This window comes from Vibrio sp. JZG10 (assembly GCF_054064075.1).
Genome location: NZ_JBSUGE010000039.1, coordinates 1 through 12199 on the forward strand (window position 1 = coordinate 1; position 12199 = coordinate 12199).

Below are 12199 nucleotides of genomic sequence, written 5' to 3' on the forward strand. Positions count from 1 at the left end.
CATAATTCGCAATCATCAATGTTTATCTGCCGAAAAGCAATTTCCATACTTACCTTTTCCTTCAAGCACCTAACGCCCTGTTAAGGTGTGAGCAACTTAATACCGAAGCTCCCGCATACCACCTTAAACACAAAACGCAACGCATAGCAAAAATGCCAAGCGTTGCGAATCACTCTTAAACAGATTGTTATGTGAAAATTACACGATTAACTATTCGCTTTGTTGATAATGTCTTTAAGTTCAGTGATTTGAGCTTTAGAAACACCTTGTTCTGACACAAGCCAATTTGTACATTCAACTGAACCAACGCAAGTATATACTCCCATTAAAGCCTGAGCCCATTTTTGTGCTAAGACTAGCATCGCGCCATCATTAACTTCAGCGTTCTTCATGCTTGCTGCCCAAGAGGAGTATGTGATTGCAGTTTGAACTTGGGAAAAGCCTTCTGATGAGAACGCTTTATCATAAAAACTATACATAACTTTGCCTTGGCAAAATTCATTGTCTGTCCCACATTCATAAAGGTCATACTGAAATTGCTTTATAGCTTGTTCATCAAGTACCGGAGATCTATTGATTTTTTCGTAGTCCTGAACAGTCAGTTCAGCTGATGGAAGTGATGCGGGTGAACAGCCTGCAAGTAAGGTGAACAAAATGGAAGCTGATGCTAAAATAGCCTTATTACGTTTCATATCAGTTACTTATGTATCAAAAAAAGCATTATACACCCTTATTCGTGATACGCAATTCATTGTCACATAACGCCGCATTAAGGGGTGAACAACGCAAGCCACTCAACTTAAACCATTGTGCCATAAACACAAAATCTAAATTTTGAACCGAAACTGCCAAGCGTTGAGAATCCCTCTTGAATGCTTTGTTAGTTGCGTAGCTGAACCCTGCCCAAAAACTTATTCCAAGTGGTTTGGCGTGCTAAGGTTGGTACCACAGTCCTTACATTTATAATCACCTGTAGGTTCACCTTCCATCAAAACACTTGCTATAGTCGCAAGAACCTCAGAAAAGAAACTTTTTTCTTCTTTTTTTGGCTTTGATTTCGAAAAGCCTCATACTTATGAACCGTAACTTTTTTGCAGTTACAACAGAACGCTTTTGTTTCTTTGGCACCGTAAGCATGTACCATTTCGCTTCTCCTCTGATACGAATTTATATTCTAGCAACTAACGCCCGCTTAAGTGGTGAGCAACGCTACCACGACACTTAATTATTACACCGTAAACACTAAAGCCAATTCAAACCAAAACCGCCGAGCGTTGCGAATCCGCCTTGAAGCGTTTGTTATGTTTTACCACAACCGACTGATTTATTTGGCAATGAACTGCTTTATTGACCATGTTCTAAGATGTTAGTCACACACTCAAACTCGCTTGGTCACCAAATGCACCAAATATAAAGCGCGTAATTCCGCTTCCCTGCCCAATGAGGCAACCCGTCCAATGTTCAACAAGTACCCTATTTTTTCCTATTTAAAGCGTAAAACAATGGCAAATTGCCGATACAACTGCCAAGCCGATATGCTGTTTGGCAAATACACTGACAGCGACTTTACGCCAGAAAAACTATCAACACGGAGGCGCGACTTAGAATTGAAGCAACCCACGAATATTGAAGCGTAAAGTCGGTAGAGGAATTCAAGAATTTGAACAGACAAAGCAGAGTTGCTGAGGCTACTCGATCAAACGGCTAAAGAGGCCAAAGAATCACAGCCCTGAAATCATTTTACTCATTGAAAATCAAAGAAAACATAACGCCCAATTAACGTGTGAGCAGCGCATACACTAAACTTAAACAGTGCGCCGTAAACACTAAATTCAACCCGAAGTGAGAGCGCCAAGCGTTGCGAATCACTGTTGAATTGTTTGTTAGTTTGCCTTTCGCACAAATCGCACGATTTAATTAGATTGACCATTTCATGCGACCAACTATAATCTTACTGTAATTCCAGATTTGGAGATTGAACATGCATACATTAACAGCAAATGATGCCAAACGTAATTTTGGTGAGCTACTCCTAAGCGCCCAACGTGAGCCAGTGAAGATTAGCAAGAACAAGAAAGATGCCGTAGTTGTAATGTCTATCAAGGACTATGAAGAACTAGAAGCAATGAAAGCCGATTACCTTAGACATTGCTTCGAGTCCGCTAAACAAGACTTAGCACAAGGTGATGTGGTTGATGGTGAAGACTTTTTAAACGCCTTATAACCCGATATGCAAAAGAACAAATACAAACTGAGTAAATTAGCTCAGACTCATTTACGAAAAATTAAAAGCTATACAGTTAACAATTTCTCCGAGATGCAGTGGCAAAGCTATAAAAATACGTTACTAGCTGGTTTTCAAATGCTTGCTGATAATCCAACTGTTGGTCGCAGTTGTGATGAAATATACCCAAGCGGATTCTATTTCCCTGTGGGCAAGCATACCGCTTACTTTACAAAAGAGGATGGCTTCATTTTAGTTGTAGCTATACTCGGTCAATCACAGCTTCCTCAGAACCACTTATAATCAAAGTTTCACCCTAGATTTGGATTTAGGGTGATGATCTTGATTGGTAAACTAACGCCGCGTTAAGGGGCGACAACGCTATGCACCCCAGACTTAAGCATTGTGCCATAAACACATAAGCTGAACTTTGAGCCCAACCCGCCGAGCGTTGGGAGTCCCTCTTAAACGCTTTGTTATGTGAAATACTATTGGCTAACCTTGAAGCTTCAGTTCTTGCCAACACAGATACTAATGCCTATTCCGATGTAAAAGACGCCAGTTCCCATGATAAATCAGTTCGACGATGTACTGGCTTTAACACCCCGGAATTTCGTAACTGCTGAGCAGCCCAACGAAGGTCATATTGCCATGTATAGAGCATGTCACCTGAAGACCGGAGATCGGACTCATAAGACTCCCATACATACTTCGCTACATCTTTGGGCCAGCCTGAGCCACCTCTTAACTCAAGGCACTCCACTATCCAAGACTTCATGCTTTCACGAGTTACCATGTTACCTCCATTTCACATAACGCCCTGTTAAGGTGTGAGCAACGCAATACCGAAGCCGCCGCCTACCACCTTAACCACTAAAACCAACGCATAGTGAAAATGCCACGCGTTGCGAATCACTCTTAAACAGATTGTTAGGCAAATTCTTTCCACTGTTCTTCATGTCTTAAATTGACTGAGTACATATCCTTAAAGCTATCTATCGCATTACTATAAGGCCAAGCATCAAAGACTATAGCCATAGAATCAATAGCCGATTGATAAGCCCATAATGCAAAGGCTTTTGTATTTACTACACGCTCCCAATCAAACGGATCATCAGAGACGTTGAAACCGTTAGAACGTAACTTGTTAACCAGTTTCTGCTCTTTTGGTGGCAATGACATTCCATTTGGAGTCAACGTTAACGTTGATGCTTTAGGGTGAATTAACTCGTTGCGAACATCTATGACGATTTGCAACCTCTGGATTGGCTTAGTAGCTTTAACATTGAAGCTATCACCTTTAAGTGAACGATAAGCCACATCAAACTTCCATAACGTTGGTTTGCGCTCAGACATTTCAAGAGCAACCGCCATTCTTACAAGAGGGTTCTCTAATCCATGTTTATGAGCAATTTGAACTATTAGCCTCAACAGCGGAGATTGATGTTGATATAGCTGACAAAGCATCTCTGTTAGAGTCATCAATTCTAGAAATTAAACGCCTCGTATCATTTAGCAGAGCTGGTGCTTTAACCATATAGCCGTGTGCAGATTGACTCATTTTTTCTCCATTTGCCTAACGCCTTGCTAAGGTGTGAGTAACGCAATACAAAAGCTACCGCACAGCGCCTTAATCACATAAGCCACCGCAAAGTAAAAATGCCACGCGTTACGAATCACTCTTAAGCAATTTGTTAGTACATGCACTACTTCTATTTATGCGCTCCAAGATATTGAAAACTGACATGATATGAAAGGCTTTGAACACTGAAGTGAGACGGGCAGCTACAAACTTTACCCCGATTGAAATACGAAAGTTGGCTAGAAGAAAAACGCACTGAACTGCCCTACTTTCACTTGCTTCCAATTAGAAAAGGATTCGTTCCTCTCACTCCGACAGAAGCACCAAAGGTGCCTAAAATTCAGTTAGTAAGCACAGCGAAAATGAATAAGCACTAAAGAAATAGACTAAGAGTTAGAAACCGTAAACGGTGAAATCAAAGCGAACACTCCGCATATAGTGCCACCGGAAAGAGCGTGAAAGGTACAAACTGAAAGGTGTAAAGATGAGCGCTAAAACAGATAAACACCAAAACTTATGACCTTTGATGTCAAACCCGTACTAACGCCCAATTAAGGTGTGAGGCACGCAATGCGATGTTTCCGCACACCACCTAAATCACCAAATTTACCGCAAATCACAAATGCCACGCGTTGCGAATCCGTCTTAAAGCGTTTGTTAGCCGTTTGCTCCGGCCTCTCGCGGCTTGCCGCCACCCCGCTCTAGAACCAAACCACCCTACCAGAGTTCGAAACGTCTGCTTGTTTAAACAACTAGGAAACAGCAGCTTGGCTAGAAATTCAATCGCTGATTTGAAGGTTTAGACACTGGACACAAACAACGGGTGTTTCGGTGGGGGTAGCGAAGAAAACAATCAAATTCACGCCGCTTGTTTGATGACAAAACCCGATAATAACCACCGGCTATGAAAAGCGGATTTGGCTATCCAAACCTCGGACTGAGTACATTCAATGGGAAAAGGCGGCTAACGCCTTGTTAAGGGGTGAGCAACGCAATGCCGGTGCCGCCGCATACCGCCTTAAACACTAAAACCAACGCATAGTAAAAATGCCACGCGTTGCGAATCCCTCTTGAACAATTTGTTATGTGGTTTTCCCACGTAGCCCTATTAAGTTTCCAAATGGGTCCTCAACTTGGCACATTGAAAGCCCATCTTCAATTTCCATTGGTCCACGATAAAGACACGCACCTAGTTCTTCAAAATGAGCCAGAGCAACACATAAATTATCTACTGACCAGTAAACAACTGTACCACTTTTACCAGCACCAACCTTTTTGTCTGCTTGGACTATTTCTAGTGAGAAACCATTTAGATCAAGTGTCGTGAAATCAAAGTCAGGATGGTAAACCGGAACGCCTTCTGGAAAAGCTTTCTTGTACCATTCAAGCCCTTTCGCTACATCTGGGACATGAACAAGAACCGCTGACGGATTCATAATTTCTCTCCAACCACATAACGCCCGCTTAAGTGGTGAGCAACGCAACACGATGTTTCCGCATACCACCTAAATCACTAAATTTGCCGCAAACCACAAATGCCACGCGTTGCGAATCCGTCTTAAAGCGTTTGTTAGGCTTCTAGCTCACGATATAGCACCAAGCAATTGTATTCTTTGCCGAATTCTATTTCTTGTTCGAAAGCTCGAATTTGCGTAAAACCTTGTTTGTACCAGAACCTAAAAGCAGAAATGTTTTCTGCATAAACATTTAAACCTACGTTTTGTAGATTTGCGTACTCACAGGCTACGGCGATAACACTACTAACTATTTCTGAACCCAAGCCTTTACCTTTAAAACTCGGTAGAATTGTTAACATAGGAAGCCAAAGTGTGCCAGTTGACGGAGCATGAAACTCCAACTGTATGTAACCAACCACTTCACCTTTCTTTGTGCTAATTTTTCTGAGGTAAAATGCACCTTGCTCGTCAGATAATTTTGACTTGTTGCTTTCAGCTATTAATTTTTCATACTCGGTGATAGACCATTCCCTGAACGTTGGGTCCATTGCTTTTACATTTAAGTTACTATCAAAAATTGACTTGGCTAACTCCGCCTCGTCACTTGAAAACTCAGTGAAAACCAAATTTTTGGATTCCCATTGTGGTATCAACACTAACAACTTCCTCCTTGAAGCCTAACGCCGCGTTAAGGGGTGCAGGCACGCAATACAAAAGCTACCGCACAGCGCCGGAATCACTAGACCCAACGCAAACTAAAAATGCCACGCGTGCCAAATCCCTCTTAAACGCTTTGTTAGCGCGCTATTAAATTAAACAAGAAATTCTTTGGGGTCCTTTGACTTCCAGTCCTTTTTCCTCATTACCGTAATAACTATATTTTCTTGATGCTCATCACCATCAACGTGAATTTTATTAACAGCGCAAGGCATATTTATATGCGAAACCGTACACCTAATATTAAAAGTATCATTGTGACTCAACTTCTTAAGCGCCCCTACATGTAATGCTGTTAACCTGTTAAATATAGAGTTAAGCTCAGCAATCATTATCAATGGATTATTACGTGTGTCATTCATTCTATCTTTAACAAAGTGCTTAGATAACTTAAATGACATTTTATGGCGACGTAAAATCTCATTTACTGAACTTTCGAGCGCAGCTATTTGAGCTTGTGAAATCATGTTTACCCCTCCATAAAGCTACGATAAAGCTCTTCAAGCTTCGAGTTCAATTCAGAGTCACTTTTCGCAGAAATTGAGCCAATTAACTCTGATTCACTTATATTTCCTAGCCTCACATCAAAGTTTTCATTATCAAAACTATCAACGAAAATATAAATTTCACTCCCCTCATCAAAGAATGAAGCAAAGTTATCATTAACAGACATATTAAATTTCATCTTATCCTCTTAATAATGTTTATAAATTTCATGTCGACTTAGCGCGCTAACGCCATGTTAAGGGGTGAGCAACGCAATACCAATGCCGCCGCATACCCTCTTAAACACTAAAACCAACGCATAGTGAAAATGCCACGCGTTGCGAACCCCTCTTGAACAGTTTGTTAGGCGACATTTCTACGTTTAACTTCTTTCTCATACGAAGATTCGTTGTATAGCCAAATAGCCCAAAATGCGAAGAACATCCCGACCGTGTAAATTGAGTAATTAAGAGCATTATCCGATAAGAAAATCGTAATGCTTGCAGCATCAGAAGATGGATAAAGGAAAATAACATTAAAAATCATGTACAAAATGGCTGTAACGAAAGTTGTTCTGAAAAGCCAATTTAAACATCCTTTCTTTCGCGATTTTTGCCAATTATCAAATGCTTTACTATTCATTAATCCACTCCTTTTCTATTAAGTGAAGCTAGATTCACGCCAAGATACCATCACTACTCTATCGTTTATCTCATGTCGTCTAACGCCCTGTTAAGGGGTGAGCAACGCAATACAAAAGCCGCCGCATACCACCTTAATCACTTAAATCAACGCATAGTGAAAATGCCACGCGTTGCGAATCCCTCTTGAACAGTTTGTTATGCCTTGCCCCACTCGGTTCGAAGGACTGCCAAAACCACTGTATCCCACCACTGTTCTTTGAAAAAACGATGCTCTCTAAAATGTGCTTCTTGGCGCATACCCAGAGACTTACAGAGCTTAATAGCTGGCAAGTTTTTACTGATTGTCTCCGCATAAATGCGGTGAACTCCCAACTCCGAGAAACCAAAATCTGCCAGAGCCAAGGCGGCTTCATGACTTAACTTATTACCTTGAGAAACTCTGGAAAATGCACACCCCATCGAAGCCTGCTGATTGTCCTCTAGGCGTAAACAAACAGTCCCAACGAACTCACCTGACACCTTACACTCGACAGCTAATTGGTATGATTTTCTTGGCTTCTCAGAAGCCTGAGCGATAAACAAGCTTGTTAACTCTCGATATTTATTAGGGTCACAATCGCTTTCGTCATAGAAACGTTGATATTTAGCATCCTGAGACATAGCAACAAAAGCATCTTCATCGTTCGGAGTCATATCCCTAATAATCAGACGCTTAGTCTCGATTTTAAACATCAAAAGTTCCTTTTTCTTTGTGAGGCATAACGCCGCATTAAGGGGTGAACAACGCCTCCACCCAACCTAAAGCATTGTGCCATAAACACTAAATTTGAAGTAGAACCAAAACTGCCAAGCGTTGAGAATCCCTCTTAAATGCTTTGTTATATGTTTAATCCTTCAGTCCACTTGGTGACGTTTTTACGTGTTTGGAATACACAACTGTCAAAAGAATTAGCCTGAACCTCGGCGAAATCTGGCGGAAAACCAGTCTGATAACGGAAGGAGCCACCAGTTCTCAGAACCTCTTCCCACGTTCTGATGCTACGAATTCCAGCTTGAAAACCACTTGTTGCTTGCACTAGCTCTATTGGTTTTTGATATAACCAAGCACTTAAACTTGGAAACGCGTTAAATACAGATTTGGGAACTACAAGCAAATGCGGTTCCCCCCGCATAGGATGACCAGGCTTAACCCCCCACGCTCTTTCCAAAAAAGCTTCGATAGGGAACAAATCATCGCTGGTTGTAACTTCCGAGTAAAACAAGCCACTGTAATGATCAGTAATCATATAATGGACAACATGTGTTTTTGTATAACTTGATGATTTACCAATAACAGCTTTAAACGGAGTAGATTGGCGCTTAAACTTACCTTGCTTCGTTACATAGAAATGCTTAGAGACTGTAACAACCAGTTGATGAACATGATTTGAATAATCCGAACGATATCTTACTTGCACAGTGACTCCTGCTTTCGCTGATAAACATATAACGCCGCGTTAAGTAGTGAGCAACGCTACCACTGAACCTAACCTATTGTGCCGTAAACACTTAAGCTAAATTGAACAAAAAATGCCACGCGTTGCGAATCTGCCTTAAACGCTTTGTTAGTTTTATTGCTGGCGACTTAGCAACAAGCTTGCTCCAGACATTGCCAAAAAGGTTGCGCAGCCTCTATTGAAGTACTTCGCCATTTTTGGCTTAGTGAACCACTGCCTTAAATACATTCCGAATATGGCATAAATCGATATTGCACCCATTTCTAGAATTAGGAACGTAGGCCCTAAAGCAAAGAACTGCTCTTTTACGCTGGTAGAAACATCGACGAACTGTGGTAGGAAGGCTGTAAAGATTAAGATAGCCTTTGGATTACCGGCGGCCAGCAAAAATTCTTGTTTAGCTAAACCTAATCGGTTGCGAGTTTTTTCTAGTTCCGAAACAGGACTTGCTTCCGAACGCCAAAGATTAACGGCGATCCACAGCAAGTAAGCTGCGCCCACAACTTTAATGATTAGAAACAGAGTCTCAGATGCATAGAGAACGACAGCTAAACCTGAAGCAGCCAAAGCAATCATTACTGCGAATGCAGCAATTCGACCGAGACCAGCAATGAAAGCGGACTTAAAACCGTAACAACGAGCATTGTTCATAGACAATAGGTTGTTTGGACCTGGAGTCATATTGAGCGCAAAACACGCTGGTATAAATAATAATAACTTCCAGATTTCCACGATATTTCCTCCATAAAACTAACGCCGCATTAAGGGGTGAACAACGCCACCACCCAACCTAAACCATTGTGCCGTAAACACTAAAGCCAATTCAAACCAAAACTGCCAAGCGTTGTGAATCCCTCTTGAATGCTTTGTTAGTTGTTGGTTTCAATTTTCACCAAGTCACCTTCCACAACTACGCACTCAAGCCTTTTCTTTAATACAAATATTTGACCTGACTCTTGGTATTCCGTTTTACGTTCAATTCGCGCATTTACTAAAAGATCGCCGTCAATGCCTTGCGCCTGACCATTTCGGATTGCATCGTCCATTGCACGCTGCAACAAGTTATCTTTAGGTCCTGAAATGTACGCCAACGTATAGAGGTTTACTTCATAACATGATTTACCTTTTGTATATGACGATGTGTTGTTGCTTTTTTGATACTCTAGATTTCGAACGTTAAACGATGAAACCGCTGTAAACTGCCCTAAACGCTCGTCTGTGTCTGGCGGCATCTGCGCACAGCCACCGAGCGTAATTAAACCCAATATAGCCAAACTAACATTTTTAATTCTCATTATTTTTCCTTGATATTTGAATAGACAACTAACGCCCAATTAAGGGGTGAGTAACGCAACACCGATGCCACCGCAAACCACCTTAATCACTAAAATTAACGCATAGTAAAAATGCCACGCGTTACGAATCCCTCTTGAATTGTTTGTTAGTACGCTGCCCGTAAAGCCTTTTGCGCACGCCAAGATATTGAAATATAGCACGAAAACTGAAGCTTAAAACGCGGAAGCTAAAGGGACAACTGCCAAACTGGAACTCAATCTCAAAACGCAAGTTGGCTAGAAGAAAAACTTGCTTAACTGACCTATTTTCACCGTTTTCAAATTAACAAAGGATACGGGCTTCAGAACTAAACGACAGCGCCAAAGAAACTCAGCGTTTGACGAAAATTTCCCAGCATCAAAGAAGCCGCACCAAAGAAATAGCCCGAAAATTAGAAACCGTAAACGGCAAAGTCACAACAAACTCTCCACATATAGTGCCACCGGAAAGAACGTGAAAGGCACCATTGTTCAGGTGTAAAATGAATAAGCGAAACCAATAAACACCGAAACTTTTAACCTTTGATGCCAATCCAGTACTAACGCCGCGTTAAGGGGTGCCGGCACGCAATACAAAAGCTTCTGCAAAGCACCTTAAACACTAAACTCAACGCATGTTAAAAATGCCACGCGTGCCAAATCCCTCTTAAACGCTTTGTTAAGTGCAATTTTTACCCACTTCGGCTGAACAAGTGATATCGATCGTAGGGCTCAACATAAGACAAACATGACAATGCTTTTCCACCGCTTCTTGAGCTGCTCGCAAAATGTCAGATTCCTTAAAACCACTGCCATTTACTGTAAAGTGTAAGTTTGCCGATTTATATAAACGAGGTTCTGATTCCGTTAGGGCAAAAGTAACCGTATTTTCTAGACCTTGAACTTCAAAACCTTGATCTTGTAGTAACAAGACGACATCCGTAGCACTACATGAACCTAAAGCCGACAATAGAACTTCCGTTGGGCAAGGGGCTGCCTCACTTGTAGCGTCAACATTAAACGTAAAGCCGCCTTCGGTTGACACTTTAAAACAACAATCACCATCCCATTTTATATTAATGCTCATACTTCCCTACTTTTTGATGTGACTTTCTCTGATTGCACTTAACGCCGCGTTAAGGGGTGCCGGCACGCAATACATAAGCCTCTGCATAGCGCCGTAAACACTGAACCCAACGCATATTAAAAATGCCACGCGTGCCAAATCCCTCTTGAACGCTTTGTTATATGCGAACGTTCAAGCCTGAGATTTTAAGCCAAGCCATACTTTGAAACCATAGTTTTTTATGTGCTTTGATGCATTTAAGTCAGGCTTTGACTTGCAGCGACTTGCCACTGAAACCACGTGAACGCACCACACCAGAGAAAGCGCCCTTTCAACAAGCAATTCCGCTTTTAAAAAGGCAAACACACAGAGCTGAGTTTCAGCGAAAAATTTCGCTCAAGTTGACCTGGTATTATCAGCTCCAAAGAAGAAAACCACCGATAAACGGCATGCCGAAACTGAGTCACTAACCGAAGAAAACGAGAATCAAAACCGGAGAAATCTGATACTCCAAAGCCAAAACCAGGTGATGAAAACTGAGATTTTTAACCTGAATTTTTTGGCTTTCTTCATCTGGCATATAACGCCGCATTAAGGGGTGAACAACGCATTCCACCCAAACTAAACCATTGTGCCGTAAACACTAAAGCCGATTCAAACCAAAACTGCCAAGCGTTGTGAATCCCTCTTGAATGCTTTGTTAGTTGGTGGAGTTTAACGCGTTCTGAAGACCTTTCCAGTCTTTGCACCCAAGATAAACATTTTTACCACTAGTCAGTGTTAACTTAAGAGCTTTACCCACAGAAGCATTGTACAGCCAGCCATCTTTTAACATACGGATCCCTATACCTTGATACCACTTAGTCTCATAAAGTGAAGTCTGTACAATGTCAGACAGTTCCACTTCTTTGCGAAGAAAGCCGAAACCAAAATACCAGTAAATTTTATTTCCACTTACTCCGACTGTCATAGAGTAAAACAATACAGCTATAACCAAATTGATTAATAATGCAATCACTGCGCTGCTTATGTGGCTAGATGTAAATATTATGATCGCGCTTAGGATAAAAAGGAGGGTTAGTAATACTTTATTAACTTCTGTTTGTTTATACATAGCTTGCAATCCTTTGAACCAACTAACGCCCTGTTAAGGGGTGAACAACGCAATACCGATGCCGCCGCATACCACCTTAATCACTTAAACCAACGCATAG

17 protein-coding genes and 1 pseudogene are annotated in these 12199 nt (G+C 41.5%); 3 read left to right on the forward strand and 15 right to left on the reverse strand.

Annotated features, from left to right (window positions below; translation table 11 throughout):
* Positions 1-206: 206 nt before the first annotated feature.
* Together ACWYVB_RS23565 and ACWYVB_RS23570 are read right to left on the reverse strand one after the other, a co-directional pair.
* A complete protein-coding gene (locus ACWYVB_RS23565) occupies positions 207-692 on the reverse strand; it encodes a hypothetical protein (RefSeq protein ID WP_268980029.1) in 486 nt (161 codons plus the stop codon).
* A gap of 219 nt (positions 693-911) precedes the next feature.
* Positions 912-1144, reverse strand: a pseudogene (locus ACWYVB_RS23570) (hypothetical protein).
* 358 nt (positions 1145-1502) lie between these two features.
* Here ACWYVB_RS23570 and ACWYVB_RS23575 point away from each other — a divergent pair.
* The 3 genes from ACWYVB_RS23575 (at position 1503) to ACWYVB_RS23585 (ending at position 2527) form a co-directional block, all read left to right on the forward strand.
* Positions 1503-1637, forward strand: a complete 135-nt coding sequence (locus tag ACWYVB_RS23575; protein ID WP_457530379.1) for a hypothetical protein — start codon at positions 1503-1505, stop codon at positions 1635-1637.
* Between the two features lie 344 nt (positions 1638-1981).
* Positions 1982-2224 carry a type II toxin-antitoxin system Phd/YefM family antitoxin gene (locus ACWYVB_RS23580; RefSeq protein ID WP_268980028.1) on the forward strand — a complete coding sequence of 81 codons (243 nt, stop codon included), beginning with the start codon at positions 1982-1984 and terminating at the stop codon, positions 2222-2224.
* 6 nt (positions 2225-2230) lie between these two features.
* The gene (locus ACWYVB_RS23585; protein WP_268980027.1) at positions 2231-2527 is read left to right on the forward strand and encodes a type II toxin-antitoxin system RelE/ParE family toxin; all 297 of its coding nucleotides are present in this window, start codon (positions 2231-2233) and stop codon (positions 2525-2527) included.
* A 235-nt stretch (positions 2528-2762) separates the two neighbouring features.
* Here ACWYVB_RS23585 and ACWYVB_RS23590 read toward each other — a convergent pair whose 3' ends face one another.
* The 13 genes from ACWYVB_RS23590 to ACWYVB_RS23650 all read right to left on the reverse strand — a co-directional run bounded on the left by ACWYVB_RS23590 (position 2763) and on the right by ACWYVB_RS23650 (position 12099).
* Positions 2763-3020 (reverse strand): hypothetical protein, encoded by a 258-nt coding sequence (locus ACWYVB_RS23590; protein WP_268980026.1) that lies wholly within the window; start codon positions 3018-3020, stop codon positions 2763-2765.
* Positions 3021-3154: 134 nt separating this feature from the next.
* Positions 3155-3598: a hypothetical protein gene (locus ACWYVB_RS23595; protein ID WP_457530382.1), complete on the reverse strand. Its 444-nt coding sequence runs from the start codon at positions 3596-3598 to the stop codon at positions 3155-3157.
* Between the two features lie 1290 nt (positions 3599-4888).
* Positions 4889-5242: a VOC family protein gene (locus ACWYVB_RS23600; protein WP_268980024.1), complete on the reverse strand. Its 354-nt coding sequence runs from the start codon at positions 5240-5242 to the stop codon at positions 4889-4891.
* Between the two features lie 134 nt (positions 5243-5376).
* Positions 5377-5919, reverse strand: coding sequence for a GNAT family N-acetyltransferase (locus tag ACWYVB_RS23605; RefSeq protein WP_029793164.1), 543 nt, complete (start codon positions 5917-5919; stop codon positions 5377-5379).
* 156 nt (positions 5920-6075) lie between these two features.
* Complete coding sequence (locus ACWYVB_RS23610) at positions 6076-6447, reverse strand: hypothetical protein (protein WP_025555179.1); 372 nt, start codon at positions 6445-6447, stop codon at positions 6076-6078.
* Positions 6448-6449: 2 nt separating this feature from the next.
* Complete coding sequence (locus ACWYVB_RS23615) at positions 6450-6665, reverse strand: hypothetical protein (protein WP_025611452.1); 216 nt, start codon at positions 6663-6665, stop codon at positions 6450-6452.
* 164 nt (positions 6666-6829) lie between these two features.
* Positions 6830-7108, reverse strand: coding sequence for a hypothetical protein (locus tag ACWYVB_RS23620; RefSeq protein ID WP_268980023.1), 279 nt, complete (start codon positions 7106-7108; stop codon positions 6830-6832).
* A gap of 197 nt (positions 7109-7305) precedes the next feature.
* Positions 7306-7842, reverse strand: coding sequence for a GNAT family N-acetyltransferase (locus tag ACWYVB_RS23625; protein ID WP_193448098.1), 537 nt, complete (start codon positions 7840-7842; stop codon positions 7306-7308).
* Positions 7843-7988: 146 nt separating this feature from the next.
* A complete protein-coding gene (locus tag ACWYVB_RS23630) occupies positions 7989-8567 on the reverse strand; it encodes a hypothetical protein (RefSeq protein WP_268980022.1) in 579 nt (192 codons plus the stop codon).
* Positions 8568-8720: 153 nt separating this feature from the next.
* A complete protein-coding gene (locus ACWYVB_RS23635) occupies positions 8721-9338 on the reverse strand; it encodes a LysE family translocator (RefSeq protein ID WP_457530386.1) in 618 nt (205 codons plus the stop codon).
* Between the two features lie 137 nt (positions 9339-9475).
* Positions 9476-9901, reverse strand: a complete 426-nt coding sequence (locus ACWYVB_RS23640; RefSeq protein WP_268980020.1) for a hypothetical protein — start codon at positions 9899-9901, stop codon at positions 9476-9478.
* A gap of 697 nt (positions 9902-10598) precedes the next feature.
* Entirely contained in the window at positions 10599-11006 is a 408-nt protein-coding gene (locus ACWYVB_RS23645) for an OsmC family protein (RefSeq protein WP_268980019.1), read from the reverse strand.
* A gap of 679 nt (positions 11007-11685) precedes the next feature.
* A complete protein-coding gene (locus ACWYVB_RS23650; RefSeq protein WP_031776697.1) occupies positions 11686-12099 on the reverse strand; it encodes a hypothetical protein in 414 nt (137 codons plus the stop codon).
* Positions 12100-12199: the final 100 nt, after the last annotated feature.